Raw genomic sequence first — 26375 nt, 5'->3', positions numbered from 1 at the left:
TAAATGAACCACTACCTATGGCATGGCGGAGGATCTAGCGTCACGCAAGTGACCGGATACCGGCAGATACTCGCCGTGCCAGGGATGGCATCGCTGTTGGGCGTTTCCTTTCTCGCCCGTACCGCGATCACGGCTGTCGTGATGGCACTGACGATGTATGTCGTGCTGGGCCTGAATATGAGCTATGCGGCAGCCGGCGGTGTCGCGGCGGCTCTGACCACCGGGCTGGCGCTGGGCGGGCCGCTGCTTGGCCGCATGATCGATCGGCGGGGCCTGCGTGCGGTGCTGCTGGTAACTGTCGCAGTGCAGGTCGTGTTCTGGCTGAGCGTGCCGATCCTGCCGTACAGGGCCCTATTGGGTGCCGCCTTTGCGGCGGGTCTACTGATGGTGCCGGCCCAGCCGGTGACCAGGCAGGCGATCGCCGCGATGACGACGGCGGAACAGCGCCGGGCCGCGTTCGCGCTGGAGTCGGTGCAGGGCGAGCTGTCGTACATGGTGGGCCCGGCGGTCGTGATCCTGTGCGCCGCGAAGGTGTCCCCCGGTGTGGTGGCGTGGGGGCTCGGCGCCGCGATCGTGGCCGGCGGAACCGGGATCGCCTTGCTCAACCCGCCGCTGCGTGCCGAGGACGAGGCGGATGCCGGCGCGGCCGGACGGCCCCCGCGACGGGAGTGGCTGCGCGTCGGCATGATGGCCGTACTGACGATGGCGTTCGGTACTACGACGCTGCTCAGCGGCGTCGACCTCGCCATCGTCGCCACGCTCGAAGAAGCAGGTCAGGTGTCCTGGGCCGCCGTGGTCGTGGCCGTGCTCGGCGTGACCTCTGTCGCCGGCGGGCTGATCTACGGCGCGCTGTCCCGGTCGGTGCCCATGTGGTTGCTGCTCGGCTTGCTCGGGCTCGTGACGATTCCCGCGGGGCTTGCCCACGACTGGCCCTGGTTGTGCGTGGCCGTTGTCGGCACCGGGTTTCTCGCCGCGCCGACCCTTTCCGCGGTGGCCGACGCGGTGAGCCGACTGGCGCCGGCCAGCGTGCGGGGTGAGGCGACAGGTCTGCAATCCTCGGCGCAGAGTGCGGGTTTCGCGCTCGGATCCCCGATCGTCGGGGTGGTAATCGACGTCTCCGTGCCGGCGGGCGGCTTCGCGGGGGCCGGGCTGGCCGGCCTCGCCGCCGCGCTGACTGGATGCCTGCTGTCCCGCCGCTGTCCGTCGCCTCGGCCGCCCACTTCAGCTCGTCGCGAGTCGGCGAGAAGAACAGAGGCAACTCATGTTCAGTGATCAGCCGCTTGAACCACGGGGCACCGAGCCAAGGCGGGTGACGGTCTCGGCCTTCACGGCCTCGAAATCAAAAGCCATCGGTAAACAGCGTCATACGATCTCGCGGATCTTCCACCGGCTTGTCGAGGAGCGCGGCGCCGATGTTTCCTACCAGATGGTGCGGCGCTACGTCTCTGACCGGATGCCGGAGATCCTCGCGGCCTCGGGCAAGGCCCCGGTGGAAGCGTTCGTGCCGTAAACCCACCTGCCCGGCCACGAGGCGGAGGTCGGCCCGCGCTCGCGACCGCGGGTTCACGGCCGGGGCCAGGGGCGTCCGGCGAGACGTTCGATGTCGGTGTTGAACCGTTTGAGGTAGGCGGCGAAGCCCGCGATGTCCTCGTCCGACCAGTCGGCCATGACCCGGTCCAGGTTGTCGACGGTGCGTTCGCGTTCCTCGTCGAGCAGGCTCGCACCCTTGTCCGTGACGCGGAACTTGCGGGCCATCCCGCCGTCGGGGTCGGGGATGCGGTCCACGAGGCCGGAGCGCATCGCTGCGCCGGTCTGCCGGTTGAGAGTGGATGTGTCGAGTCCGAGGGCGGCGCTCAGTTCGCCGATGGACATGGGTCCTTGGACACGAATGCGGCTCAGCAGTATGTAAGCGCTGCGCTCCAGCCCGCCTTCGCGCCGGACGTTCCTGTGGTGAACGAGTCCGTGGCGGCTGAGCAACATCTGCTCGTACTCGACGTCACTCGTGGGCCTGACCATATGCCTGCCGCCTTCCCTTTCCTGCCAGTCCGATGCGCTGACCTTGTCCTTCGCGACGACCTTCTCCTGCATCCTCTCATGCACATATGTGTCACGCACAAGATGTGAGTGATACATGAGACGTGTACGATGCATATCGTTCTCTCATCATGCAATCAAGGAGTCCTCTATGGATGCCTCCCAGGCATCAAGCCGCTCACGCGGTGTGGTCGCCACGCTGGCCTTCGCGGGCATCACGGCAGCGATCATGCAGACCCTGGTCACGCCGCTCATCGCGGAGCTGCCCCAGATCCTCCACACCACCTCGTCGAACGCCGCCTGGGTCATCACCGTCACCCTGCTCGTGGCGGCCGTCTTCGTGCCGGTCTCCGGACGCCTGGGCGACCTGCTGGGCAAGCGCCGGATGCTTATCGCGTGCTCGGTGCCGCTGATCGTGGGGTCGGTGGTGTGCGCGCTGTCCTCCTCGGTCATCCCCATGATCATCGGGCGTGGTCTGCAGGGCATGGGCATGGGCATGCTGCCGCTCGGCATCGCCCTTCTGCGTGACGTGGTCCCCGCGGAGAAGCTCAGCTCCTCGATCGCTCTGGTCAGCGCTTCCATGGGCATCGGCGGTGGCCTCGGCCTGCCGATCGCCTCAGCGGTCGCCCAGTACACGAACTGGCGCGTGCTGTTCTGGGGCTCCGCGGCCCTGGCCGTAGGGGTTGCGGCTCTCATCTGGTTCCTGATCCCGGACGTACCGGCCGGCGCCAAGGGTCAGCGCTTCGACCTGCCGGGAGCGCTCGGCCTCGGCGCCGGCCTGGTCTCCCTGCTGCTCGCGGTCTCCAAGGGCGCCGACTGGGGCTGGGGCTCGGCGACCACGCTCGGCCTGTTCGCCGCGGCCGTCGTGATTCTGGTCGGGTGGGGGATGTGGGAGCTGCGGACCCGCGACCCGCTGGTCGACCTTCGCACCACCGCCCGCCCCCGGGTGCTGCTCACCAACCTCGCCTCGATCTTCGTGGGCACCGCCATGTACGCCAGCATGCTGGTCGTGCCGCAGCTGCTGCAGTTCCCCGAGGCCACGGGTTACGGTCTGGGCCAGTCGATGCTCGCCGCCGGTCTGTGGATGGCTCCCGGCGGACTCATGATGATGATCGTCTCCCCGCTCGGCGGGAAGCTCACCGATGCCCGAGGCCCGAAGTTCACGCTGATCTCCGGGGTCCTGGTCATCGCGGCCGGTTACGGTCTGTCGCTGGCACTGATGGGCTCGGCCTGGGGTCTCATGCTGGTCACCATCGTGACCAGCAGCGGTGTGGGTCTCGCCTACGGTGCGATGCCCGCCCTGATCATGGGTTCGGTCCCGCTCTCCGAGACCGCCGCCGCCAACGGCTTCAACACGCTGATGCGCTCGCTCGGCACCTCGGTCGGCTCGGCCGTGATCGGAGTGGTCCTCGCCCAGATGACCACCACGACGGGCGGCTACACCTTCGCCTCCGAGGACGGCTTCCGCACTGCTCTGATGATCGGCGGCGGCGTCGCCCTCCTCGGTGCGGTCATCGCGGCCGCCATTCCGGCAGTCCGCGTGGTGGCAGGCTCCGGCGACGAGACCGCCCCTGTCACCGAATCCGATCAGGCCGCGGTCAAGGCCTGACGGCTCAGTAGCGCCGGACGAGCCCGGCAGTTGCTCGACCGGCCGGCCCGGTCCTGTATCCGGCATCTCGCCGCGGATCCGACATCGAATCCGCGGCGAGAGGTCTCTGTGAGCGAACTGGGCGCTTCCTCACGGGTGGATCACTCGCGCCCCTCACGCGGCAACGTATGTCACCGGCTCGCTTCCCGGCACGGTCTCCGCGGGTCCCAGCTTCGGCGCAGATGTGCCCCCGTCCCGGAGACGGCGAAGTTCCGTGAACCGAGCGAGATCTGTCCCCACGGCCTGTTCCACTCCATCCGCTCGGCCAGCTGCCACGGTGTTAGCGGGGTGACCAACAGCGCGAGCAGGCCGGTCAGCCGTTCCTCGTGATGGTCGAGGAGTTCCCGTACGGCCCTGCCGCGTCCGTGAACGCGTACTGGTGGGCCAGCAGCACCTCGGCGACCCCGAGCCGGCCGATGCGCTCCAGTGAGTCGAGATAGTCACCCAGGGGGTCGGTGGGCGTGAGACATCGCCGGGGTGTGGCCGGGGGGCCTCGCCGACCCGGAGGGCAACGAGTTCTGCGTTGAACAGCACGACCACGTCAACAGCCATCGGTAGAGCGCGGGGTTCACTGCGGTGGCTGAGTCGTTATGCGCCTGTCGTCGAGCCGGGGCGGACGATCATCAGGACCACCACGATCAGCCAGGTGAGGGCGAACAGGCCGGTGATCATCGACAGGCGGGGCAGCCGGGCGATCAGGGACTCCGCGGCGGTCGACGTCTGGTCGGGCTTGTCGAGCTGGGTGACCACGTTGTCCTGGGTGCCGAGCACCGCGATGCCCAGCAGGACGGCGGCCACCGCTGTCAGAGCCATGGAGGCGATGAGCCAGGCGCTGCCCATCACGCCCATCACCTGGGCGGTGCCGATACCGAAGGCTGGGACGGAGACGCCGGCCACGGCGTAGACCCGGCAGATCCGGTGCAGCAGCCGGACCGATCCCTTGGCCGATTGCTGCTCGGGTCCGTCGGCCAGTGCCTGGCGTGCAAAACGCGGGAACAAGCTCGCCGCAATGGTGACCGGTCCGATGAGCAGGATCGCCGCCAGCACGTGGATGCTGAGCAGGAATTTGGCCATGGCGGTGTCTCCCTTTCGCGCGCACGCTGACGCGGGGCGTCAGGCGCACGGTTTCAGTCTGGCTTGAACTGGGCCGCCGGTTGATCACGGCGTCGCCCGGGGGGCCGGCCCTCCGTTTGACCGGTGCTCGGTTCGCGGCCGGTGCCGGTGTTGATGGTTGTGCTCAGCGATCAACACCGGCTGTTCGGGGGGACGTTGTTCGGCCAGAAGTCCTGTGGCCGCCTCACACCGTCCCGTTGACGTGCCGCTTACGCTTCGGCGGATGTCCGGGGACTGTAAACCTTGTGGCGGACGAACAGCGCCGTAGGCACGGCCATGACGATCAGTACAACTCCGCCTATGACGTTGCCCAAGTGCACGGCGTCGGTGAACGCCCTCGGTACCGCGGTTCCCACCACGCGAGCGAGGGATGCGGGGAGGTCTGTCGCGCTGCCGCCGTGTGACGCACCCTCCACGATCCTGTCCGCCTGCGGCGACGGGACGCCTGCCTCGACGAGACGGTCATGGAGGTTCCGGGGGAAGCGACTGGTGACGACAGTTCCGAGCACGCTGGGGCCGAGCACCGTTCCCAGCTGACGAGCCATGTTCACCGCTGCTGCCGCCATGCCCTCCTGTTGTGGCGGGACATTGTTGACTGCGGCAGCCGTCGAAGGCGCCGTCAGCAGGCCCGCGCCGATGCCCGCCACGAGCAGCCCGGGCCACATCGCCCCGTAACCTCCCGAGGCATCGGTCGCGAGCAGCGCGAGAGACCCGGCTCCGATGAGGACCAGGCCCGCAGTGATCAAGGGTGTGAAGCCGACCCGGTGTACCAGCACTCGGGCGGCCGCCACGGTGACCAGGAGGAACGTTCCGAACAGCGGCAGCAGGCGCACGCCGACGTCAAGGGGGCTGGTCTGTCCCACACGTTCCATGTAGAGCACGCTGAGCAGGGCGACACCGACCAGTCCGAAAACGCTGACAGCAGCCACGCCCATGACGGCCGAGAAGGAAGCGCTCCGAAAGAGCTTCAGGTCCAGCATGGGGTCGGGGTGACGGAGTTCTACGCGTACGAACATGAACAGAGATACGGCGAAGACCACATACATGGTGATGATCGGCGCCTTGGTGTATCCGGTGGCGCCACCCTGAATGATCGCGTAGGTAGCCGAAGCCGTCATCACTGTGCCCAGGACGAGGCCCGCAAGATCGGGCTTGCGCGTGGGGTGCCTGGACTCGGCTACGAAGACCGGGGCCAGGAGGAGGGCCGCGCCGGCGATGACGATGTTGGCGATGTAGACAGCGTGCCAGGAGAAATGTTCGAGCAGGGCTCCGGCGAGGATCGGGCCGATGGCCAGGCCCACTCCGGAGCACGCGGCCCAGATGCCGATCGCGGAGGTGCGCTCGTGCGGGTCGGTGAAAGTGGCACTGACAATCGCCAGGCTTGTCGGCAACACGGCTGAGCCGCCGAGGCCCGCGATCGCCTGTGCGGCGATGAGCATGCCGGCGCTGTCGGCGAAAACAGCGACTACGCTGCCGGCCAGGAAGACGGCGGCACCCAGGCTGAACACGCGCCGACGCCCCACGAGGTCGCCGAAGGTCCCGGCGGACATCACGAAGCTCACGACAGCAAGGCTGTACGCGCTGGTGATCCATACCAGCGTGCTCGCAGTGACGTGCAGGTCACTTTGCATATCGCCCAGGGCCGAGATGGTGGAGGTGACGTCGACGAAGGCCATCATGACGCCGAGACAAACCACCAGAAGGCCAAGCCAGCGGGCCCGCCCGCTGCCGGGGTCCGCGGCGCGGGAAGCCTGGGCCGGAACGGACGCCGTCATCCGGCTGCCGCCCTTTCGATCTTGCGAAGACATGCGTCTCATCCGTTCTGCGGGATGCCGTGAGTGACGGACACCAGGGTTCTGGACCGCTCTGTCAGGAACCGTAAGAAGTTGTGGAACGGAATGTCAAGAATGCTCGTGCGGCCTGTAGGCTGGCCCCCATGGGGCGCCCACCAGGATTCGACAAGGACAAGGTCGTACAGGCCGTCGAGCGACAGTTCCGCCGTACCGGATACGCCGGTACCAGCGTTGACGACATCGCCAAGGCCGGCGGGCTGGGCCGCGGCAGCCTCTACGCCGCCTTCGGCGACAAGAGCAAGCTGTACCTGCGGACGCTGCAGGCGTACTGCGACCGCAACGAGACCGCCTGGGTGGCCGTACTCGAAGGCCCCGATGACACCGCGCTGGAACGGCTGCACGCGTATCTCGTGAAGTCAGCGCGGTTTGTGCACGATGACTCCGACGGGCTCGGCTGCATGGTGACCGGCTTCGTCGTCGAGGGAGCCGACCACGACCCGCAGGCCACTGCACGCGTCCGGCAGGCCTTCACGAGAATCGAAGGTTCACTGACCGAGTGCGTTCAGGCTGCGCAGCGACATGGCGACCTCGACCCCGAGGCGGACGCCCCCGAAATCAGCCAACTGCTCATGGCAACCAACCGGGGCATGGAAGTACTGGCCAGGGCCGGGTTCGACGCGGTCGCACTGGAGCGCGTCGCCGATCAAGCATTCGCAGGACTCCCGCTCACGGCACGGGCCCGGTCCCAGCAGGCGCCCCGCCCGCTCGCCTCGGACGCCTCCTGAACGCTGCTTGCTTGAGGGTTCACAACTGCTGGGCACACAAGCCGCTTTGGCGAACATGGGCATGAATGAGTGAACGGTGCGACGGTCTGTGGGCATGGCTGGTGGGGTGTGCGTAATGTTCGCGCTGCGATCTGGGACGCCGGGTGTGGCGTCAGCGGTCGGGGCCCCCGTGTCACCAGCGAGATGGTCCGGGGCCTCCCCGTCGCCTCTGGCCACACCCATATGGCCAGGTCGTAGGGATGCCGCCCGCCCGGGACGGACCGCATACGGGATATGCGTCGCCGGCCGGGACGCGAAAGCGGAGGACCAGCGCGCCCAAAACCGTTCGGAGCGCGCCGGTGAGTCAGGACTCACTCCTGCTCACTGCCCAGGAACGGTCCGTACTCCGCAGTGCGGTCAGCGTTCTGCGGCGAATGACTCGACGTAGGCCAGGGCCCCGTACAGCGCGTCACGCAGGGGCGTGGACTCGCCGGCCGCCTGGTCCAGCAGCGCTCCGCCCTGGAACGCGGCGGCGAGCAGGTGGGCCAGCGCGGCCGGGTCGGCCTCCGGCCGCAGTTCGCCGCGCTCGCGCATCTTGCTCAGGCCGCGCTTGAACAGCTCCTGCCACCGCTCGAAGCCGTCGGCCACCACGTCCCGGTGGGAGGGCTCGGTCTTGACAACCTCGGCGGCCAGGGAGCCGAACGTGCAGCCGCCGCGCATCATGTCCTGCGAGGCGATGTAGGAGTCGGCCCACCGGCGCAGGGCGGCGAAGCTGTCCAACTCTCCCAGCTCCGGCGCCTGGTGGCGGGCGACGATGCTGTCGGCCTGCCAGGCGAGCACTGCGTGCACCAGGGACTCCTTGGTGGGGAAGTGGCGCGTCAGCTGTGAGCCGCTGACTCCGGCGGCCGCACGGATCTGCTCGTTGTTGGTGTTCTGCGCCCCGTGCTCGTAGATCAGCTCAGCTGCCGCCCTGACGATGCGTTCGCGTGTGGCCAGGCCCTTGGCGGTCAGCTTCCGACCCGGCGCTTCGCTGGTGGCGGTCATGGTCTCCACCATACCGCAAAAAAGGGGCTTGACAACCCATTCTGCGAGGTGTCTCCTGGAGGCAGGCGGAAAAAGGGCTACCAAGCCCATTCCTTTGGAGAGGCTGACAGGATGTCCACACAGGCTGCACCGCAGGCGGTCGCGACGACACCGCGCACCGGCCCGGCCCCGGCCGTCACCGAGGCGGGTCACCCGCGCCGCTGGAGCATCATGGCGGTGCTGGGTGCCGTCGCCTTCATGGCGCAGCTCGACTTCTTCGTCGTCAACGTCGCCCTCGATGGGATCGGCCGGTCGTTCCCGGGCACGGGAGTCGCGAGCGTGTCGTGGGTTCTGTCGGCCTACGCGATCGTCTTCGCCTCCGTGCTCGTGCCCGCGGGCCGGATCGCGGACCACTGGGGGCGCAAGAAGATGCTGCTGTCCGGAGTGGCACTCTTCACCCTCACCTCCGCCGTCGCGGCCGCCGCACCCAGTCTCGGCGTGCTGGTCGGTGCCCGGGCTCTCCAGGCCGTCGGCGCTGCGATGATCGTGCCGACCTCGCTCGGCCTGCTCTACTCGAGCTTCCCCAAGCGCCGGCACACCCTGGTGGTCGGCCTGTGGGCGGGCATGGGCGCGATCGCGGCCTCGGCGGGCCCGCCCGTCGGCGGACTGCTCGTCACCCTCGACTGGCGGTGGATCTTCCTGATCAACGTTCCCGTCGGCATCGCCACCCTCGTCGCCGGCGCGCTGCTGCTGCCCGAGGTGCGCCAGCCCAAGGGGGCCGCTGTGCCGGACGCGGCTTCCGCCCTCGCACTGCTGCTGGCCGTGAGCCTGCTGGTGCTCGCCACCGTCCAGGGATCAGGGTGGGGCTGGACGGACATCCGCACCGTGGCCCTGTTCACCGCAGCCGCCCTGGCCGCTGCCGCGACCATCGAGCGCACCCTGCGCGCCAAGGCGCCGGTGATCGAGAAGCAGCTGTTCGCCGGCAGGCCGTTCACCGCCGCCACTGTGGCCCTGTTCCTGTTCTCCGTCGGCTTCGCCATCGTCCTGCTCAGCACCGCCCTGTTCATGCAGGAGGTCTGGCACTTCAGCCCGCTGCGCGCAGGCGTCTCCATCGCCCCGGCTCCCCTGGCCTCGATCGCCTTCGCCATGAACGCCGGCCCCATCCAGAGCCGCTTCGGACGCACCGCCCCCGTCGTGACCGGCACGCTGGCCATGGCACTCGCCGCCGCCTACTGGATCGCGACCGTGCACACCACCCCCGACTACTGGGGCGGCATGTTCCCAGGCCTGATCCTGGTCGGCCTGGCCGGCGGTCTGGCCCAGGCGCCGCTGTTCGCCGCCGCCGGCACCCTCGCACCCGAACGAGCCACCACCGCCAGCGCCGTACTCAACATGAGCCGCCAGATCGGCAGCGCCGTGGGCGTGGCCCTGCTCGTCGCCCTCACCCCCCAGGCCACGACCACCGGGTTCGACCGCGCCTGGTCCGTCCAGGGCGGCGCCGGAATCGCCGCGGCCACCGCGCTGCTCGCCCTCCGGCCCCGCCACACACCCTGACCACACGGCCGCGGCCACTCGGGCCGGGTCCGCAACCACAGCCTCCTGCTGGACGGGCATCGCACCGCCTCTCACCCATCTCGTGCGACACCCGCTCGAAGGACTGACGCTGAAGTTCCCACCAGCTCCCTCTCGAACAACGGAGATCACCATCATGGAACGCAACCTCCTCGTGATCGGGGCCACCGGCAAAACCGGCGGCCACACCACCGAACTCCTGCTCCAGGGCGGACACCGCGTCCGCGCACTCGTCCGCGGCCTCGACGGGCGCGCCGAGCGGCTCGCCGCCCTCGGAGCGGACGTCGTGGAAGGCGACGTCCTCGACCTGGACTCCCTGGCCCAGGCGGCCAAGGGGATCGACGCCCTGTACTTCACCTATCCGATCCGCCCCGGACTGATGGACGCCACTGCGAACGTGGCCCAGGCGGCGGCGGAGAACAGGGTCCAGGCGATCGTGAACATGTCGCAGGTCTCCGCCCGCCGCAAAACCGCCAGCAACGCGGCACGCCAGCACTGGGTCGCCGAACGCGTCCTGGACCACGCCCCGGTCCCCGTCACCCACATCCGCCCAACCTTCTTCGCCCAGTGGCTGATCGACACCTGGGCCGACGGAACCGGCGAACTGCGCCTGCCGTTCGCCGACGGACGCCACGCCCCCATCGCGGAAAGCGACCAGGCGAAGGTGATCGCGGCCATCCTGGAGGACCCCGCCCCGCACGCCGGCCAGATCTACCCGCTGTACGGGGCCGAGGAACTCAACCACTACGAGATCGCCGAGAAGATGTCGCGGGCGCTGGACCGTGAAGTCACCTACGTTCCCATCGAACTCGACGAATTCGCCGCCATCCTGCACGGGCGCGGCGCGCCGGATCACCTGATCCAGCACCTGCTCGCCGTGGCCGTCGACTACCGCAACGGCGTCTTCGCCGGCACCAACGACCTCGTGAAGACGATCGGCGGCAGCGACCCCCTCGACGTCGAGGGCTTCATCGCCCAAAACCGCGCGGCCTTCGACCTGCCCACTGCCTGAACACTGGAGAAGACAATGAGCGTTTGGTTCATCACTGGATCATCCCGGGGCTTCGGCCTGGAAATCACCCGTGCCGCCCTCGCCGCCGGGCATCAGGTGGTCGCGACCGCGCGGAAGGCCGAAACCGTCCGCGAGCAGTTTCCCGACGCCGGCGACGCGCTGCTCCCCGTGCCGCTGGACGTGACCGACCACCGGAGCATCCAAGTGGCCGTCGACGCGGCGGTCGAGCGGCTCGGCCGGATCGACGTCCTGGTCAACAACGCCGGCACCGGACTGCTCGCCGCCGTCGAAGAGTCCGACGACGACGCGGTCCGCGCGGTGTACGAGACCAATGTGTTCGGCCCGCTCGCCGTCCAGCGCGCCGTGCTGCCGGTACTGCGCCGCCAGCGCTCCGGCCACGTGATCAACATCAGCTCCATCGTGGGCTTCGCCACCGCGCCGGGCTGGGGCATCTACGCCTCCACAAAGTTCGCCGTCGAAGGCTTCACCGAGACCCTCCACACCGAACTGTCCCCCCTCGGCATCCACGTGACGCTCGTGGAACCGGGCTTCTTCCGCACCGACTTCCTCGACCCCGCCAGCCTGCACACCGGCCCCGACACCATCGGCGACTACGCGCCCACCGTCGGCGCGATGCGTGCAGCCGCCGCGAGCCTGAACCACGCCCAGCCCGGCGACCCGGTCAAGGCCGCGCGCGCCATAGTCGAGATGGCCGCCGCCCCCGAGCCGCCCCTGCGTCTCCCGCTCGGAGCCGACACCCTGCAAGCCTTCGACGCCAAACTGGACACCTTCCGCAAAGAGATGGACGCCTGGCGGCACGTCGCCCTCACCACCGATCACGACTAGGACAACACCGCTGAATCCGCCTTCTTCGCCACCACGGTCCGAAGCCACTCAGGACCTTCGGCCGCGCTTCAATCACCCATGACCGTGACGTACTCGTTCTCCAGCTCCGTCAGACAGGCGGCGATCCGCTCGCCGCGCCGGGCGTCCAGCCGATCAGCTCGTGCGGTACCGTTCCTGGGCAGTGAGCAGGAGTGAGTCCTGACTCACCGGCACGCCCCGAACGGTCTTGGGCGCACTGGTCCTCCGCTTTCGCGTCCCGGCCGGCGACGCATATCCCGTATGCGGTCCGTCCCGGGCGGGCGGCATCCCTACGACCTGGCCATATGGGTGTGGCCAGAGGCGACGGGGAGGCCCCGGACCATCTCGCTGGTGACACGGGGGCCCCGACCGCTGACGCCACACCCGGCGTCCCAGATCGCAGCGCGAACATTACGCACACCCCGCCAGACACACCCACAGACCGTCGCACCATTCACTCAATCGTGCCCATGCTCGCCAAAGCAGCTTGCGTGCCCAGCAGTTGCGAACCCCGGCGATCTCCATGACCGGTCGGCGTCCCGGCGTGACCGTGCGCGGCTCAGAGGCCAACCCCGGGGCCTCGCAGACCTCAGTCATGACGAGCTCGTTGCAGAGCGCGGAACCGGGTCCCCCGGCCGGAGCCCGCGCGGCCTCGCTGCATCCCGGCCGTCAACCTCCTTGAGACAGCTGGGGCTTGATCCTGAAGAGCTCGCCGCCGACCTGGCCGATGAGGTCGTGGCCGTAACTCATGAGCTCGGGAGCGATCCCGCCCTGCACCGGGCTCTTCGGCAGCGGCACCCGGCCGCGCCAGCGCACCGCACCACTGTCCAGATCGAAGCCCACCAGGTGCCCGGACGGGTCGAGGTAGTACGCCACCCGGCTGGTGAGGTCCACCGCGGCGGCGGAGGGCAACTCCCGCATCCCGCGGGCGCGCGGATCCTTGCGCAACGTCAGCCCGAGGTCGCGCGACCACAGCCGCTTGCCGCTGTCGGCGGAGTACGCGACGGCGCTGCCGTTGCTGCCGGCGGCCAGGATGAGGCCGTCCGCGACCACACCCGCCGGCAGGCCGTCGACACGGTGCTGCGTCACCGAGCCGGAGCGGGTGTCGACGCGGGTCAGGGTGGCGGGACCGGGGTCGCCGAAGAACTTCTGTCCGCCGGCCATACCGCCCAGCAGCACGGCGTCCCCGTCCGTACCGATGTACGTGGTCGGGCCCTTGACGGTCGCGACCGTCCGCGGCGTGCCCGTCGCCGGGTCAAGGCGGACTACGGTGCTCTGCTGCGGCGCCTTCTCGCTGTCCGGCGAGCATGTCAGGTACGGAACACCGCCGATCACGGCCCGGTCGCAATCGGCCTTCTTCCATTTGTACGTCCACAGCGCCTGGCCCGTCGCTCCGTCCAGCGCGAACACGCTCTTGAACGACGGAGTGTTGGCGAGGATCCCGCCGTCGAACAGCACGGCGGAGGTCCGGCCTCGGCTGTCGTCGGCCAGCTCGAGCTTCCACAGCACCCGCCGACTGTCGATGTCGAGGGCGACGAGGTCGGTGCCGGCCCGGGGCGCCCCCGGGGCGTGATCGGCGTAGGTGTACAACACCCCGTCACGGACGCCGGGCATCGATCCTGATGGGGTGCTGCTGCCGTTGGCGTCCTTGGCCTTCCGTTGCCATTCGACCTTTCCGGTACGGGCGTCCACGCCGATGCTGTCGTACTCCATCCCCCGGCAGTACACGTCACCGGTATCGGCACCGATGGTGCAGGCGTCCCAGGACTTGCCGGGCAATGTGGTCTGCCAGGGCTTGCTCTGCTTACTCACCCGCCCGGCCGGTGGCTGCGCCTCGTTGTCGCCGCCCGCACCGGTGGCGAGGGCGGAGCCCAGGGTGATGCCGGCCAGGCCGAGGGCGGCTCCGGTCACACGAACGAGGTTGCGTCGTCGGCGGCGTCGCACGATACGATCGGCGATGTCCGCAGGAGCGCCGGGGTCGTTGGGGGTCCAGGCGTGCAGGACGTCCCGGATCGCGCGGTCCAGCTGGTCGGCGTTCTGGTCGGCGTTCATGTGCGGGCTCCCTTCAGGGACATGTTGCTCGGGGTGGTTGTTGCGGTGGGCGCGGGGGAACCCAGCTCCGGTGCAAGTCTGCGCAACCGGGCCAGCGACCGGTGGGTGGTGCTGCGTACGGTGCCCACCGAGCAGCCCAGCGCGCCGGCCACCTCGGTCTCGGACAGGTCCTCGAAGTAGCGCAGCACCAGTACGGTGCGCTGTCGCGGCGTCAGTCGGGCCAGTGCCTGGCTCACGGTGATCCGCAGGTCGGCGGCGGATGTGCCGTCGGTGACACCGAAACTCTCGGGCGGCGCGGCGAACGTCGCCTCTCTGTGCGGCCGGCGCAGCCGCCAGCGGCTGATCTGGTGGCGGTACATCACCTTGCGCACGTAGCCTTCCGGGTCCTCGATATGTCGCCAGCGGCCCAGCGCCTTCATCAAAGCGGTTTGCACAAGGTCTTCGGCCTCGTGGCGGTCACCGCCGGTGAGTAGGTTCGCCAGGCGCAGCAAGGCGCTCCACCGGGCATCGACGAAGTCCCGGAATCTCTCGTGGTCCTGCGGGTCCATGACCCCTCCCGTTCTCTAACGCCCACAAGGACGTGTGGACCGCAGGCAATCTATGTCTGTCGTTGCGGGTTTCTTCCGGGAGACCTTGCGCGCGCCGCGCGCTACCAGCGCGCTCGTCCATCTCGCCGACGCCTTCGCCGTAGCCCACGGGCACGCCGCGAACCCTGCTGCCAGGGACTACGCCACCAAGCAAGGCATGGTCCGGGAACCAGGCGGCGAGGCATGGGAGACGAAACTCGCCACACTCCGCTTGTTCCACCGCGCCCACGGACACCTGGCTCTGCGCCAGGGCGCCGTGTGGGGTGAGCGCGACAGCGCCCTGGTACCCATCGGACAGTTGATCGCCGACCTCCGCAGGAAGGGCGGCCTGGGCAAGGACGCCGAGCGGGCCGAGCAGCGTGCGGCGCAGCTCTCCGCCGTCGATGAGGACTGGTGCTGCCCCTGGCCACTCAACTGGCAACGCCACCACCGCGTGCTCGCCGACCTGGTCGGCGGCCATGGTCCGGCTCTCCCCCATCGAGTTCGTCGAAGGCTGAGCCGAACACAGTACGTGCGGACCAGGTCCACTTCCTCAGCCTTCGACCGATGGCCGGGAGCTGACGAACAGGCTAGGGACGGTCGCAGGCCGGGGCGTCGATCGCGCTGACGGTGTACGGGGGCTCCCCCGGGGGGTCGTCGTTCTGGCTGTTCACCACGTAGAGCCGGCAGCCATGGCGGGCCAGCGTGGTGGGCAGGTCGAACGGCTCGCCCGTGATCCGGTGGGTCACCGATCCGGTGCGCAGCTCCTCGTCGAGCGTGGCGACGTAGACCCCGCTCGGGGCGCCGTAGTTGAGCACCGCGTACAACGTCCGCCCGCGCAGCAACATGCCGTCGGCACCGAAGGACGCCCCGTCCAGATCCAGTTGACCGACCTCCCGGGTGGCGACGTCGACCCGCCACACGGCCTCCGTCCCGTTGGAGGCCACCAGCAGAGTTCGCCCCGACCGGTCCGCCACGATGCCATTGAGCAGCCAGAACCTCGCCGGGAACTGCGGGAAGGCGGAGCGGACGTCCAGCCAGGGCTCCAAGGGCCCGAGTTCGCCGTCGTGGATCTCAGCGCGGTGCACGACGGGATTGGCCCAGTCCGTGACGTAGACGGCGTCCTCGGTGATCACAAGGTCGTTGAGGTCGGACGCGCCGAGCGGTCCGCTCTGCGCGGTACGCGTGGCCAGCAGGCGCCCGCGGCGGTCGTGGACGGTCAGCTCGGCGCCTCCCACCGAGAAGACCCGCCCCCGGGCGTCGGTGTGCACCCCCAGGGTGCTCGTACGGTCCTCGACGCCGTCCGCGCGGAAGGGACGCAGGCGCGGGTCGCGGACGGTCCCCCGGTACAGCGCGCCGGTGCCGTCGGAGGACACGTACATCGTGCCGTCGCGGTCGATCGCGATCCCCTCGGGCAGGACCCCCGGGGACCGTGAGACTACATAGGTGCGCGGCAGATCGTGCGCGACGGCCGGGGCGGGCTGGGCTGCCAGGCCGACCAGCAGGACCGAGGCGCCGAGACACAGAAGACGGTTGGTGCCAGGCATCGTTGCGACCTCCGGGTACGTGACTCCTCCCCGGCGTGAACGCCGGGGCTTCTCACTAAGCCGTGTTGGCGTTGCGACGGGCCAGCCCGGCCCGTAGTACGTTCAGGGCGCCCACCGTGTCGGCGTGCGCGGGGTGGCCGCACGCGGTGCAGTGGAACTTCTCCTGTGCGGGCCGGTTCTCCTTGGCGGTGTGCCCGCATGCGGGACACCGCCGGGAGGTGTTGCGGGGGTCCACGGCCATCACTTCCCGCCCGGCACTCTCAGCCTTGGCTTTCAGGATCGCGAGGAACACCCCCCATCCGGCATCTGTGATGGAACGGTTAAGTCCGGCCTTGGCCGTGGCCCCGTTGGGCAGGAAACTGCCGGGGACCTCGGGGTCGGGTTTCGGTGCGGGCGCCTTGGTCATGTTGCGGATCTTGAGGTCTTCGTGCGCGATGAAGTCGTGCTCGCGGACCAGGTGGAGGGCGGTCTTGTGCGCGTGGTCGAGCCGCTGACGGCGAACCTTGCCGTGCAGGGCAGAGACCTTCTCCACCGCACGCTGGTGGTTGCGGGTACGGTCCTTCGCCTTGCGCCGCGGGAACTGGGACAGGGCCTGTTGCGCGGCCTGAAGCTTCGCAGCGGCCTTGCGAGCGTGCCTGGGGTTGGGCACGAACCCGCCGCCCGAGTCGGCGAGGAAGTTCGCGATGCCCAGGTCGATGCCGACCATGCTGCCCGTTGCCGGGAGCGGTTCGGGCTGGTCCTGTTCGGCGGTCAGCACGACGAACCACGTGCGGCCCTCACGCTTGACCGAGACGGTCTTGACCTTGCCGGCCACGGGCCGGTGCTGGTTGACCTTGACATGCCCGATGCCCTGGAAGCGGACGCGGGTCACCCGGTCGTGCGGGGTGGAGTCCCACCGGACCCCGTCGCCGTCCTTCGGGAACTCCACCGTGTCGAACCAGCTCACCCCACGAAAACGCGGATACCCCGGCGCCAGACCGGCTGCGACCCGGCGGATGAACCGCCCCGGGTTCGGTAGAGAGCTCAGATTGTGGTTGTGACCTGGGGTTTCGTGGCGGTCAGGTAGTAGTTGGTCTCGTACTCGACGGGCGGGATGTGCCCTATTTCACCGTGGAGCCGGCGGTGGCAGTACCAGTCGATCCACTCGGCGGTGGCGAGTTCGACCTGGGAGAGCGTCTTCCATGGACGACCGGGCCTGATCAGCTCGGTTTTGTAGAGCCCGATCGCGGACTCCATCAGGGCGTTGTCGTACGCATCTCCGACCGATCCGATGCTCGCCGCGAGGCCGGCGGCGTGAAGGTGCTCGGCAAGCTTGAAGCTCGTGTATTGCGAGCCGGCATCCGAGTGATGTATCAACTCGCCTTTTGTGTAGGGGATTTGGTCGCGGTCGCGTTGCCAAAGGGCCATCTCCAGGGCGTCCAGGACGAGCTGGGTCTCCTTGGTGGTGGCGACCGACCAGCCGACGATGCGGCGGGAGAAGGTGTCGACGACGAACGCGATGTAGACGACGCCGGACCAGGTCTTGACGTGCGTGAAGTCGGCGACCCAGCAGCGGTTCGGTGCGGCGGCGACGAAGTTCCGGTCCACCAGGTCCGGGGCCCGCTCGACTTGCCCGCCGGGGACCGTGGTGATCACCCGCTTGCCGCGGACCACGCCGGTGATGCCGAGTTCGCGCATGAGGCGTTCGACGGTGCAGCGGGCCACCTCGTGGCCTTGCCGGTTCAGCTCGCGCCAGATCTTTCTGGCCCCGTAGACGCGGTAGTTGGTGGCGAACACCTCGCGGATGACCGGCTTGAGTTCCTCGTCGCGCAGACTGCGGGCCGAGGGCTCGGCCAGGCGTTTGTTATGGGCGTAATAGGTGGAGGGGGCGATCTTGCAGTCGTGCTCGGTGAGCGTCCTGCAGATCGGCTCGACGCCGCCGAAGCGGGCCCGGTGCTCGTCGATGAACGCTACGAGCGTGTGAGTGGCCGGTCGAGCTCGGCCGCGAAGAAACTCGCCGCGGCCTTCAGGATCTCGTTCGCCCGCTTGAGTTCGGCGTTCTCCTTCTTCAACGCCTTGAGCTGGGCGGACTCCTCCGAAGTCGTCCCCGGGCGCTGGCCCGCGTCGATCTCGTGCTGCTTCAGCCAGTTCCGCAGCGTCTCACGGGAACCGATGCCGAGCCTCTCGGCAACCGCCTGGAGAGCAGCCGTCTCGGTCGGATAGCCGTCGCGCACCTCGGCGACCATGCGCACCGCACGACGGCGGAGCTCAAGCGGGTAACGGGAAGGTCGTGCCATGACTCGATCCTTTCACGAAATCGAGTCTCCATCGAACCCGGGGCGGTTCAGGAAGAACGCGACGAAGGCCTTGTCCAGACGGCGCAGCGTGGCCTGCTGCGAGGAGAACGACCAACGCCCCTGACGCTCCGGATCGAACGCCCTGATGTCCTTGAGCTGGGCGGACTGCTGCCCGTACCTGATGCTCGTCTTCGAGGGATGACGGTAGGCATCGCGCCGTTCCTCTAACGCCCCGTTGTACAGGGAGCAATGATCGCGCAGCATCTCACCGAGCGCGACCGACTGCCGGGCGGTGGGCCGCATCAGAAACTTGTACGCACGAATCATCCAACCCACCCCCCTTTGCGGTCAGTACGGTCAACATAGCTGGCGCCACTGACAACGCAGGGCGCTCCGCGCCTCCGGGCCAAGGATCGCATTCCCGCCCGGCCTGAAGGCCGGGATTCCCTGCGAAGATCAGGGATGGGCGGGCCCCGCCGCACGGGGACGCTCGAGAGCCTGCCCAGGGTGCCCCGCGATCGCATGGCCTTTCACGTCTGGGCGAAAGGCTTCGCCCGGACGATAATCGGTCGACGTGATTCGCTTACACCTCGACGCCGCCGACCTGCGCCGGATCACCCTCGCCCCCGCACCCAACGCCCTGTTCGAGGCGGCCCTCAGCGTCCGCGGCCTGCGCACCGGAACGACCGCCCAGGGCCGCGCGCGGCCCGCCGTCGACCAGTGGCGACGCCGGGTGAACGGCAGCCTGGCCGAACGCGTGGCCGCAGGTCCGCACCGACGCCACCGCCGATCGCGTCCTACGGGCCGAGATGCTGCTGCGCGGGGGCGTCGACGCCCTGCTGACCACTCTCAGCCCCACCTGGCTCTGGGACCCGTCGACCCTGCACCTGCCGTCGCGCTCCTCGTACGACATCCCGCTGTGCGGCCGGGGACTGCTGCTCATGCCGTCCTGGTTCGCGACGGGCCCCATGATCATGTACCGGCTCGAGGAGTCGACCGTGCTCGCCTACCCGATGCATCTCCCCGACGCACCGGCCGGCCCGCCCGAGGTGCTCGGGCCGCTGCTCGGACGGACCCGCGCCGCGGTCCTCGCCGGTGTGCGCGATCCGGCGACGACCACCGCGCTCGCCGAACGCGTCGGCGCCTCCCTGGCCGCGGCCAGCCAGCACGCCACCGTGCTGCGCAACGCGGGGCTGGTGCGCACGACCCGGATCGGCACCGCGGTCCTGCACAGCCTCACTCCACTCGGCCGGGCCCTGCTGGACGGCGAGCCCCCGGCCCCTCTCGGCTGAGACCGACCGGCAAAGGGCTGTCCGGCTCCGGGGCCGGGTGGGCCCCTGCGGCTCGTGGGATGCGCGCCTCCGGCTACCGAGCCGAGATGATCATCCACTTCGCCGTCCGGGACCGGATCACCGGCGTCGCCGGCCGCTCCACCACGGCCTGAACACCGACCCGAAGCCCAGCCTCCGCCACACCCAACGCGCCGTCACGGACCTGCGCACCCAACAAGTGACAACGCCTCAATTCATCGTGTCGCCCCCTGCCTGGGCGGGACGGTTTCGGCTGCCCAGCCCGCGTCCCGGCGGCGCCCGACCACCGGGGTGCTCCGCAGGCGTGGGGTGCAGTGGGAACGGCACCCTCACCGGGTGAATCGCGCCCCTGGCCGACGGGCGGCCGCGTCCTCGCGCATCCTCGGCCTGCCGACATGACACGCCGATGTAGCACGCCGACCTGACGGGCCGACTTGATACGCCGACAGCAGTGCCTCGGCCAGGCGGGACCCTCTCAGGACGTCGCGCGGACGAAGCGGAGGGATGCGGTGACGGTGGTGAGGCCGCGGATCATGCCCAGCTGGTTCCAGCCCATGCTGAACTGTTCCCGGTCCACGGTGAACTCCGTCGTGAGTGTGACCGCGTCGGCGCTCGCCTCGGTGAGGTGCGCGGTGAAGGAGTGTGGACGGCTGATGCCCCGCGCGGTCAGCTGACCGGCGACCTGGACCGTCTTGTCGTCCCCGGGAGTCGCGCTGCGCACGGCGAAGGTGAGCTCGGGGTGCCGGTCCGCGTCGAAGAAGTCGGCGGACCGCAGGTGCGTGTCGCGCTTGGCGTTCTTGGTGTCCAGGGAGGTGGCGTCCAGGGTGATCGAACCGCTGGCGGAACCGTCGGGGCCGACCTCACCCCCACCCGTGAGACCGGTGAAGGTGCCCTTCACGGTGACCATGCCCCACATCGTCTTGTGCCGGACGCCGACTGTGGAACGGGCGGGGTCGAGCTGCCAGGTGCCGGTTTCGACTGCCATGGACATGCGGTCCTCCTGATGGGATGCCTGAGGTGAGTGGAAGGGAGGCGGGGCGCGATGCCTCCGCTCCAGTCATCCAAATTTGGATGACTGGAGGCTAGCCGATACTCCAAATTTGAACAACAGGTAGACTGGGGCACCATGGCCACCCTCCCCGTCCCCGACGACCTGCCCGGACGTGACGCGACCGGCGAGTCCGCGTTGCTGCCGCCCGAACTGCGGGCCTGGATGGGGCTGCTGGCCGCGGCCGGCGCGATCGAGCAGCAGCTGCGTTCCCGCGTGAAGGAGACGCTCGGGGTCTCCCACGACGAGTTCCTCGTGCTGTGCCTCCTGGCCGACGGGCCCCCCACCGGCCTGCGCATGACGCAGATCGCCGAACGCCTCGGCCGCCCCAAGACCCGGCTCACCTACCAGGTCGCCTGCCTCCAGCACGCCGGACTGATCACCCGCAGTACCGCCTGCGGCGACCGGCGGGGCATCCAGGTGACGCTCACCGACAAGGCACGGCAGCTCCTCCGAGAAGCATCCAGCGCGCTGGCCGAAGCCGTCACCCGAGCCATCAAGGGCCTGGAGGGCCCGCACGACTGCGCGCTGATGCACAGCCTGCTGCCGAAGCCGGCGGATACCGAGGACAACACGTAGGTCCCCGGGCCAAGGCCTGGGCCTCGACCGTCTCGATCAGAACTCTCCGGAGCCTGACCCGCCCGTCACAGCCGGTCCGACTTCGATGGCAAACGGTCCAAGGTCATTGTCGGAGGACAGCCCGGAGCAGATTTCTCCTCGCCCGGCACCGGACTCTGTCCACAGGCCCGCCCTCCCGGTCTCGATCTTGAGCCGCTGCGACCAGCGAGGCGGCCCGTACGTGCAGAGCCGTCATGCCCGAGACCGCTGCCGGGCGGCCGGAGCACGAGATCAGTCCCGGACAACTTCTGCACCCGGTAGCCGAGCCAGGAGGCCGTTGCCGCGGCCGCTTCGGCGCTGTCGCCGGCGGCAAGACGGCCGGCACCGATACGGTCCGCTTCGGCGAGCTCGACGCTCCTCGTATCACGGCCGGGGGCTCGTGGCTGCTCCGCGTAGGAGCACGTTCAACGCACTTCATTGCGACGGACTGTCCGGATCTGGTCTGCGGGGAAGGCGGACGGTGAACACCGCCCCGGTGCCGGGCTCGCTGTCGGCGGTGACGGTTCCACCGTGCGCCTCGACGAACTGGCGGACGATGGACAGGCCCAGTCCGCTGCCACCGGTGCGTCTGCTGCGGGACTTCTCGGCTCGCCAGAAACGCTCGAAGACTTGGGGTAGGTCCTCGGGGGCAATGCCGTCGCCCGTGTCCTCCACCGTGAGGACGGCAAGGTCGCCGGCCAGCTGGGCGATGACCGTGACCGTGCCGTCCGTGGGCGTGTGCCGGAGCGCGTTGGCGACGAGATTGCCCAGAGCCTGGCGCATCCTCACAGGGTCGGCGTCCAGCCAGAGGCCGGGGTCGGTGCGGGTAAGCAGGCGGATGCCCGAGGCCTCGGCGCGAGTGCTGTGAGCCGTTACCACCTGGGCGACGAGTTCGTCCACGCCAACCGGCTCGCGATGCAGCCTCAGGGTGCCGGCGTCGACGGCGGCGAGGTCCTGCAGATCGTCGATGATGTGCTGCAGCAGTAGTGCCTCGTCGTGCAGCGAAGCGATGAGGCCCGGGTCCGGGTCGAGCAACCCGTCGCGGGTGACTTCCAGCCAGCCGCGAATATTGGTCAGCGGGGTCCGCAGCTCGTGGGCGATGTCGCTGACCATGGCCTTGCGCTGGGATTCCATCTGTTCGCGGCGAGCGGTGAGATCGTTGAAGGCCGCCGCCAGGTATCCGGTCTCGTCCTTGGTGGTGACGGCAACGCGCGCGTGCTGCTGCGGTGGCTGTTGGGCCGCGGCCGTCAGCGCTCGCAGGGGACGGACGAGGCGGATCGCGACGACTGTGGTCATGGCGACGGTGACGGCCAGAACGAGCCCCGTGACGCCGACGATCTTGGCCTTGTTGGCGGGCGAGAGGTCGAAACCTGCCGGTTGCTGTCTCAGGTTGCCCAGATAGAGGCTGGCTCTGGGGGCGACGTACGGGTCGAGTTGTTTGCGGGTCGCGCTGTCGACGCAGCTCTGCGTCTGCTGGTTGCCACCGACCCAGCGGACATTGCCGTGCGCCGGGATACTGACGCGACCGGGAGTGCGGCGATCAGTTTCTTCCTGAGGATTTCGCGCTGCTTCTCCCTCATTTTCTCGATCACGATGTCTGCTACCTTCTCGCCGTCCAGCCAGGGCATTTTGCGGGACCAGAGGAGCGGGGTGGCGTCGGTCGCAGCTTGTGGCCCCTGGTGCGGTTCACTGGCTTCACCCGCCGGGTGCCTGGCCCGGGGTAGGAGGCAGCAGTTGCTGTGAGTCCGCCTGCAGGGTGTGCTCTTGCTGCCGTACAGGCAGCCTCTGTTGCGCTTCGGCGGAGCAAGGACGGCGCGCCGCGCGGCTTCGGCGCGGGCACGGTGGTGGATCCGGTGGGCGGCGGGTGTGCTCGGACTGCGGGGCGATTTGGGTGCCCAGGCCGGGGTGAAGGTGCGGTTCGCGAGCGGCATCGGCCTGTCCGGGTTCGGCGGGTCGCCAGGGATGCAGTGGTCGCGGATGGCGGCCGCCGTGATGGCGGTATCGGTATGGGGCGGGGTGTCCGTGGAGGGTGAGGGTGAGGTAGCGGCGGGCTTCGGCCAGCAGGTGGCGGAAGCGGCCGCCGTGGTGGACCGAGACGATCGCGGTGATCTCCAGAGCTGCGGCCGCGACATCAACGACGGTGCGGACGGTGGAGCGGATCACTGTGGCAGCGAGGCGGACCAGGCTCAGGAGGTTATCGACGACCGCCTCGCCGGCGCGGACAACGGCGCCGTCCCGCCAGCGTGCCCGCAACGCGGGTAGGGGCTGACTGGTCTTCTTCTTGGCGGGCCGGGTCTCGTGGGAGGCGCGTGCCATCATCCGGTGCCGGATTTTGGTGGTGAGGGGCTGGCGGGTGCGTTCCTGGTACTGGTCGGCGAGTTCTGCCAGGCGCTGCATGGTCGCGGTGTTGCGGGTGACGGCCCAGGCGATGAGCTTCTCGGGGATCCCCGCGAGTTCCATCACGGCCGCTGTCCGGCGGTCGGGTAGCGGGGCACGGTCGCCAGATCGAGCGCGCGACAGATCTCTTCCAGGAGGGGTTGGTTGTAGAGCTCTGAGAGAGCGACGGCGCACTCGAGGGACGGGTGGGTGTGCAGGGTGCCCCTCCGGTCGTCCTGGCAGCGGACCTTGACCGACAGCACCACGTGATCGTGGAGCAGCGGCCGATGGCCCCGTTGACGTCGGCCCACGGCGAGGTCGCCTGTCCTGTGCGGGATCTGTCCGCCTTTGCATGGCGCGCAGCCCGCCGCCCGAAGGAAGGTCAGGCGGCGCGGTCGAGCGCCACGGGATCGGCGGGTGCGGCGTCGCTGGCCACGGTCGCTTGCACGAGACGGGTGGTGCGGTCGGCGGCCGCTACCTGCGAGCGGTTCCGCGCGAAGACGACGAGGCGCAGCACCGCGAACCGTGCGACACCGGCGAGTGCGGAGGCGAACAGGTAGACGCCCTGCTCGAGCGCCGCGCTGGGGGCCGCCACCAGTTGCTGCAGGACAAACATCGCCACACAGGTCACCGCATACGCGGCCGCTGCAAACCCGCCGGACTGCGCATGCTGGCGCCCGGTCGCGCGGCCGCCCGCGCCGAAGGTGAAGCGGGCGTGCAGCTCGGTGGCGAAAAGCGTGGAAACTGCGGTGACCAGGGCATTGGCCAGGCCCCAGGCAATCCAGGAAACGAGGGCCGCAACGGCAAAGCTGGAGGCGAGCCCCACTCCGCCGCCACAGAGCACGAAGCGGGCGAACGCGGTGAAGGTGCCGGGTGCCCCCTGCTGCTGTCTCCGCGCTGTCTCCATGAGCCGCCCCCTTTGATCATTCACTCCGGGAAGCTGGAGATCGCAATGCCGCCCATGGCCACTGCCATCACGGCGATGACTATCGTCCACCGTCTTGTCCTTTTCGAGGTCGATTCCATGGGGTTACGCCCTTTCCATGTCCCATTTCGGAGAGAAAATCGTCGCGCCCTGAACGCTGAGGGCTATCTCATACGCGCCTGGGCGGCCAAGCCTGGAATGCATGGCGTCATAGCGTCGGCTTGTCCGTGCAGCCGTTTCCGTTTTCGACGCCATCCCATGATGAGCTACGCCCACCGCCTCGCTTATCTGCCAAATGACCTATTTCCTGGAGGGATGGCGCCGTCATTCTTAGGTAATCTGACCGCCGTTGCTGGACGGCCACACGCCACCGCGGGCGCTGATCGGCAGCACAAGATCGTCGGAGGCGGGCAACAGCCCTGAGACGTCGTCTCATTTGGTGAGTCTGCGGTGTGAAGTCGAGCCGGCCGACCTCATCCGCTGGACATAGCTGCCCGGCGCTGCCACAACAATTCGGACGCCGAGTCCCACCGCGATCCGAGACCATTCATCAGTGTGTGGAGCTCTGGCCAAGGTTGCGAGGAGTCGTGCGACGATTCGTCGGCCAGCAGAAAGCCACGAGCGCGGCAAAGACCGATGGAGTACGTCAATCTCGATGCGCAGGTCGGTGACCTTGCAGGGGTCTTGGACCCCTACCTGGAGTACCTGTCCTCGACCTCTGGTGATCTGCCGCCCGGTGCCCGTGCCTTCGCCACGGACAGCAACCACTACGACTTCCACAGCAGGCGATGCGTGAACGACCTGACGCTTCAGGCCATCCGAGGTGTCGGCGGCGATGAGATGGAGGTCGTGCTTCCAGCGACCTAGACCAAGACCGACTGCTCAAGCAAGCCGTAGGCGCGACAGCCCGTAGGAATCGTTGGCGGCTGGTGCCGGACGAGTTGTGGGAATTGTTCCAGCGAGTGGTGCCCGAGGCTCCCTCGCGCCCTCAGTGCGGTGGCCGGCGCCGCCATGGTGACCGGGAGGTACTGACTCTGCGACGCTTCGTTTCAGACGATCGACGCACGATCGCCCGACAGACAGCCCAGCTTCCTTCTCCGACAGGCGCCCGATCACCTGTAGTGCTGCAGGAGGCCTGCGCCCGCCGAGGCACACCCATGACTGAGACGTCCGGCCAGCGACCGACTCGTCAATTGACCTAGGAAGCCCGACATCTCCCGCTCTGAAGCACAGTCAGCCGACCGATCCCCTCCACGCCGGTCCGGATCCATCATGAGAGGCCGCACAGGAATTGACTTTCGCCCGTCTGAGGGTGGATGAGAAAGGCGAGCGCAATGAGCAACGATCCACAGAAGGCACTTCTGGCGGGCGGCTGCTTCTGGGGATGCAGGAGCTGCTGCGCACACTCCCCGGTGTTCTGAGAACCCGGGTGGGCTACAGCGGCGGCCACGCGACCTACCGAAATCACGAAAGCTTCGCCGAGGCAGTAGAAATCATTTTCGACCCTGCAACAACCGACTATCGATCGATACTTGAGTATTTCTTCCAGATCCACGACCCGACCACGAGGAACCGGCAAGGAGGTGACATCGGCCCCGAGTATCGTTCCGCCATCTTCTACATTGATGACGAGCAGTACCACATCGCTCAAGACACTATCGCCGATGTGAACGCCTCCGGACTGTGGCCCAGCACTGTGGCCACCGAGGTCGTGCCGGCCGGCACGTTCTGGGAAGCCGATCCGGAGCACCAGAACTACCTGCAGAATTATCCAGCCGGATACACCTGCCACTTTCCGCGACCGAACTGGCGGCTGCCGAAGCGCACACAGGCCTAGAACCGAAAATTCGACGGT

Annotated in this window: 23 protein-coding genes and 5 pseudogenes; 12 read left to right on the top strand and 16 right to left on the bottom strand. The window is 68.6% G+C overall.

Going from position 1 to position 26375, the window contains the following annotated elements; all coding sequences use genetic code 11:
* Positions 1-48 precede the first annotated feature (48 nt).
* Positions 49-1272 carry an MFS transporter gene (locus tag OHA03_RS34165; protein ID WP_267007536.1) on the top strand — a complete coding sequence of 408 codons (1224 nt, stop codon included), beginning with the start codon at positions 49-51 and terminating at the stop codon, positions 1270-1272.
* Positions 1262-1510, top strand: coding sequence for a hypothetical protein (locus OHA03_RS34160; protein ID WP_267007535.1), 249 nt, complete (start codon positions 1262-1264; stop codon positions 1508-1510). The genes OHA03_RS34165 and OHA03_RS34160 overlap by 11 nt, the downstream gene beginning before the upstream one ends.
* 53 nt (positions 1511-1563) lie before the next feature.
* Here the strand turns inward: OHA03_RS34160 and OHA03_RS34155 are convergent, their stop codons facing one another.
* Positions 1564-2016 (bottom strand): MarR family winged helix-turn-helix transcriptional regulator, encoded by a 453-nt coding sequence (locus OHA03_RS34155; RefSeq protein WP_267008261.1) that lies wholly within the window; start codon positions 2014-2016, stop codon positions 1564-1566.
* A gap of 169 nt (positions 2017-2185) precedes the next feature.
* Here OHA03_RS34155 and OHA03_RS34150 point away from each other — a divergent pair, with 169 nt between their 5' ends.
* On the top strand, positions 2186-3643 hold the full coding sequence (locus OHA03_RS34150) for an MFS transporter (RefSeq protein WP_267007534.1): 1458 nt from the start codon (positions 2186-2188) through the stop codon (positions 3641-3643).
* 153 nt (positions 3644-3796) lie between these two features.
* Here OHA03_RS34150 and OHA03_RS34145 read toward each other — a convergent pair.
* The 3 genes and pseudogenes from OHA03_RS34145 to OHA03_RS34135 form a co-directional block, all read right to left on the bottom strand.
* Positions 3797-4139, bottom strand: a pseudogene (locus tag OHA03_RS34145) (MBL fold metallo-hydrolase); the annotation flags it as partial.
* A 131-nt stretch (positions 4140-4270) separates the two neighbouring features.
* Entirely contained in the window at positions 4271-4756 is a 486-nt protein-coding gene (locus OHA03_RS34140; RefSeq protein WP_267007533.1) for a DUF2269 family protein, read from the bottom strand.
* A 248-nt stretch (positions 4757-5004) separates the two neighbouring features.
* Positions 5005-6603, bottom strand: coding sequence for an MFS transporter (locus tag OHA03_RS34135; protein WP_267007532.1), 1599 nt, complete (start codon positions 6601-6603; stop codon positions 5005-5007).
* Positions 6604-6731: 128 nt separating this feature from the next.
* Between OHA03_RS34135 and OHA03_RS34130 the strand changes: the two genes are divergently transcribed.
* A complete protein-coding gene (locus OHA03_RS34130; RefSeq protein ID WP_267007531.1) occupies positions 6732-7373 on the top strand; it encodes a TetR/AcrR family transcriptional regulator in 642 nt (213 codons plus the stop codon).
* 396 nt (positions 7374-7769) lie between these two features.
* On the opposite strand, the gene OHA03_RS34125 is transcribed toward OHA03_RS34130, so the two are convergent.
* The gene (locus OHA03_RS34125; protein ID WP_267007530.1) at positions 7770-8396 is read right to left on the bottom strand and encodes a TetR/AcrR family transcriptional regulator; all 627 of its coding nucleotides are present in this window, start codon (positions 8394-8396) and stop codon (positions 7770-7772) included.
* 111 nt (positions 8397-8507) lie between these two features.
* Here OHA03_RS34125 and OHA03_RS34120 point away from each other — a divergent pair, with 111 nt between their 5' ends.
* The 3 genes from OHA03_RS34120 (at position 8508) to OHA03_RS34110 (ending at position 11805) form a co-directional block, all read left to right on the top strand.
* Positions 8508-9929: an MFS transporter gene (locus OHA03_RS34120; RefSeq protein WP_267007529.1), complete on the top strand. Its 1422-nt coding sequence runs from the start codon at positions 8508-8510 to the stop codon at positions 9927-9929.
* 154 nt (positions 9930-10083) lie between these two features.
* Positions 10084-10959 (top strand): NmrA family NAD(P)-binding protein, encoded by an 876-nt coding sequence (locus OHA03_RS34115; RefSeq protein WP_267007528.1) that lies wholly within the window; start codon positions 10084-10086, stop codon positions 10957-10959.
* A gap of 15 nt (positions 10960-10974) precedes the next feature.
* Positions 10975-11805: an oxidoreductase gene (locus OHA03_RS34110; protein ID WP_267007527.1), complete on the top strand. Its 831-nt coding sequence runs from the start codon at positions 10975-10977 to the stop codon at positions 11803-11805.
* A 687-nt stretch (positions 11806-12492) separates the two neighbouring features.
* Here the strand turns inward: OHA03_RS34110 and OHA03_RS34105 are convergent.
* Positions 12493-13875, bottom strand: coding sequence for a PQQ-binding-like beta-propeller repeat protein (locus OHA03_RS34105; RefSeq protein ID WP_267007526.1), 1383 nt, complete (start codon positions 13873-13875; stop codon positions 12493-12495).
* A complete protein-coding gene (locus OHA03_RS34100) occupies positions 13872-14423 on the bottom strand; it encodes a SigE family RNA polymerase sigma factor (RefSeq protein WP_267007525.1) in 552 nt (183 codons plus the stop codon). The genes OHA03_RS34105 and OHA03_RS34100 overlap by 4 nt, the downstream gene beginning before the upstream one ends.
* Before the next feature lie 193 nt (positions 14424-14616).
* Here OHA03_RS34100 and OHA03_RS34095 point away from each other — a divergent pair.
* Positions 14617-14913, top strand: a pseudogene (locus tag OHA03_RS34095) (helicase associated domain-containing protein); the annotation flags it as partial.
* Between the two features lie 118 nt (positions 14914-15031).
* Here OHA03_RS34095 and OHA03_RS34090 read toward each other — a convergent pair.
* The 4 genes and pseudogenes from OHA03_RS34090 to OHA03_RS34075 form a co-directional block, all read right to left on the bottom strand.
* Complete coding sequence (locus OHA03_RS34090; protein ID WP_267007524.1) at positions 15032-15988, bottom strand: hypothetical protein; 957 nt, start codon at positions 15986-15988, stop codon at positions 15032-15034.
* Positions 15989-16043: 55 nt separating this feature from the next.
* Positions 16044-17015, bottom strand: coding sequence for a transposase (locus OHA03_RS34085; protein ID WP_267008260.1), 972 nt, complete (start codon positions 17013-17015; stop codon positions 16044-16046).
* Positions 17012-18264 (bottom strand): IS3 family transposase gene (locus tag OHA03_RS34080; protein ID WP_267007523.1). Its coding sequence is split into 2 segments (ribosomal slippage): positions 17012-17982 and positions 17982-18264, totalling 1254 coding nucleotides; the frame shifts between segments, so codons are not numbered across the junction. Before OHA03_RS34080 ends, OHA03_RS34085 begins: the two co-directional genes overlap by 4 nt.
* Positions 18265-18315: 51 nt before the next feature.
* Positions 18316-18591 (bottom strand): annotated as a pseudogene (locus OHA03_RS34075) (helix-turn-helix domain-containing protein); the annotation flags it as partial.
* A 482-nt stretch (positions 18592-19073) separates the two neighbouring features.
* Here OHA03_RS34075 and OHA03_RS34070 point away from each other — a divergent pair.
* Positions 19074-19556: a helix-turn-helix transcriptional regulator gene (locus tag OHA03_RS34070; protein WP_267007522.1), complete on the top strand. Its 483-nt coding sequence runs from the start codon at positions 19074-19076 to the stop codon at positions 19554-19556.
* A 493-nt stretch (positions 19557-20049) separates the two neighbouring features.
* On the opposite strand, the gene OHA03_RS34065 is transcribed toward OHA03_RS34070, so the two are convergent.
* Positions 20050-20565: a YceI family protein gene (locus OHA03_RS34065; RefSeq protein WP_267007521.1), complete on the bottom strand. Its 516-nt coding sequence runs from the start codon at positions 20563-20565 to the stop codon at positions 20050-20052.
* Positions 20566-20700: 135 nt separating this feature from the next.
* Between OHA03_RS34065 and OHA03_RS34060 the strand changes: the two genes are divergently transcribed.
* Entirely contained in the window at positions 20701-21201 is a 501-nt protein-coding gene (locus OHA03_RS34060; RefSeq protein ID WP_267007520.1) for a MarR family winged helix-turn-helix transcriptional regulator, read from the top strand.
* Positions 21202-21654: 453 nt separating this feature from the next.
* On the opposite strand, the pseudogene OHA03_RS34055 reads toward OHA03_RS34060, so the two are convergent.
* The 4 genes and pseudogenes from OHA03_RS34055 to OHA03_RS34040 form a co-directional block, all read right to left on the bottom strand.
* Positions 21655-22686, bottom strand: a pseudogene (locus tag OHA03_RS34055) (sensor histidine kinase); the annotation flags it as partial.
* A 228-nt stretch (positions 22687-22914) separates the two neighbouring features.
* Positions 22915-23679, bottom strand: a complete 765-nt coding sequence (locus tag OHA03_RS34050) for a hypothetical protein (protein ID WP_267007519.1) — start codon at positions 23677-23679, stop codon at positions 22915-22917.
* Positions 23679-23858, bottom strand: a complete 180-nt coding sequence (locus tag OHA03_RS34045) for a hypothetical protein (RefSeq protein WP_267007518.1) — start codon at positions 23856-23858, stop codon at positions 23679-23681. The genes OHA03_RS34050 and OHA03_RS34045 overlap by 1 nt, the downstream gene beginning before the upstream one ends.
* 119 nt (positions 23859-23977) lie before the next feature.
* The gene (locus tag OHA03_RS34040) at positions 23978-24502 is read right to left on the bottom strand and encodes a hypothetical protein (protein WP_267007517.1); all 525 of its coding nucleotides are present in this window, start codon (positions 24500-24502) and stop codon (positions 23978-23980) included.
* Positions 24503-25156: 654 nt separating this feature from the next.
* Between OHA03_RS34040 and OHA03_RS34035 the strand changes: the two genes are divergently transcribed.
* Positions 25157-25387: a hypothetical protein gene (locus OHA03_RS34035; RefSeq protein WP_267007516.1), complete on the top strand. Its 231-nt coding sequence runs from the start codon at positions 25157-25159 to the stop codon at positions 25385-25387.
* A 467-nt stretch (positions 25388-25854) separates the two neighbouring features.
* Positions 25855-26357: pseudogene (gene msrA, locus OHA03_RS34030) on the top strand (peptide-methionine (S)-S-oxide reductase MsrA).
* Positions 26358-26375 lie beyond the last annotated feature (18 nt).

Source organism: Streptomyces sp. NBC_00154 (genome assembly GCF_026342835.1).
GTDB lineage: Bacteria > Actinomycetota > Actinomycetes > Streptomycetales > Streptomycetaceae > Streptomyces.
Note: the sequence above shows the minus strand (reverse complement) of the source record. Positions and strands in the feature narration are given on the sequence as shown.

What these genes read in the sequence shown, in the direction of transcription:
- OHA03_RS34160 (WP_267007535.1), top strand. Translation starts at nt 1,262, where the DNA reads ATGTTCAGTGATCAGCCGCTTGAACCACGGGGCACCGAGCCAAGGCGG.
- OHA03_RS34155 (WP_267008261.1), bottom strand. Translation starts at nt 2,016, where the DNA reads ATGGTCAGGCCCACGAGTGACGTCGAGTACGAGCAGATGTTGCTCAGC.
- OHA03_RS34150 (WP_267007534.1), top strand. Translation starts at nt 2,186, where the DNA reads ATGGATGCCTCCCAGGCATCAAGCCGCTCACGCGGTGTGGTCGCCACG.
- OHA03_RS34140 (WP_267007533.1), bottom strand. Translation starts at nt 4,756, where the DNA reads ATGGCCAAATTCCTGCTCAGCATCCACGTGCTGGCGGCGATCCTGCTC.
- OHA03_RS34135 (WP_267007532.1), bottom strand. Translation starts at nt 6,603, where the DNA reads ATGTCTTCGCAAGATCGAAAGGGCGGCAGCCGGATGACGGCGTCCGTT.
- OHA03_RS34130 (WP_267007531.1), top strand. Translation starts at nt 6,732, where the DNA reads ATGGGGCGCCCACCAGGATTCGACAAGGACAAGGTCGTACAGGCCGTC.
- OHA03_RS34125 (WP_267007530.1), bottom strand. Translation starts at nt 8,396, where the DNA reads ATGACCGCCACCAGCGAAGCGCCGGGTCGGAAGCTGACCGCCAAGGGC.
- OHA03_RS34120 (WP_267007529.1), top strand. Translation starts at nt 8,508, where the DNA reads ATGTCCACACAGGCTGCACCGCAGGCGGTCGCGACGACACCGCGCACC.
- OHA03_RS34115 (WP_267007528.1), top strand. Translation starts at nt 10,084, where the DNA reads ATGGAACGCAACCTCCTCGTGATCGGGGCCACCGGCAAAACCGGCGGC.
- OHA03_RS34110 (WP_267007527.1), top strand. Translation starts at nt 10,975, where the DNA reads ATGAGCGTTTGGTTCATCACTGGATCATCCCGGGGCTTCGGCCTGGAA.
- OHA03_RS34105 (WP_267007526.1), bottom strand. Translation starts at nt 13,875, where the DNA reads ATGAACGCCGACCAGAACGCCGACCAGCTGGACCGCGCGATCCGGGAC.
- OHA03_RS34100 (WP_267007525.1), bottom strand. Translation starts at nt 14,423, where the DNA reads ATGGACCCGCAGGACCACGAGAGATTCCGGGACTTCGTCGATGCCCGG.
- OHA03_RS34090 (WP_267007524.1), bottom strand. Translation starts at nt 15,988, where the DNA reads ATGCCTGGCACCAACCGTCTTCTGTGTCTCGGCGCCTCGGTCCTGCTG.
- OHA03_RS34070 (WP_267007522.1), top strand. Translation starts at nt 19,074, where the DNA reads ATGCTGCTGCGCGGGGGCGTCGACGCCCTGCTGACCACTCTCAGCCCC.
- OHA03_RS34065 (WP_267007521.1), bottom strand. Translation starts at nt 20,565, where the DNA reads ATGTCCATGGCAGTCGAAACCGGCACCTGGCAGCTCGACCCCGCCCGT.
- OHA03_RS34060 (WP_267007520.1), top strand. Translation starts at nt 20,701, where the DNA reads ATGGCCACCCTCCCCGTCCCCGACGACCTGCCCGGACGTGACGCGACC.
- OHA03_RS34050 (WP_267007519.1), bottom strand. Translation starts at nt 23,679, where the DNA reads ATGGAACTCGCGGGGATCCCCGAGAAGCTCATCGCCTGGGCCGTCACC.
- OHA03_RS34040 (WP_267007517.1), bottom strand. Translation starts at nt 24,502, where the DNA reads ATGGAGACAGCGCGGAGACAGCAGCAGGGGGCACCCGGCACCTTCACC.
- OHA03_RS34035 (WP_267007516.1), top strand. Translation starts at nt 25,157, where the DNA reads ATGGAGTACGTCAATCTCGATGCGCAGGTCGGTGACCTTGCAGGGGTC.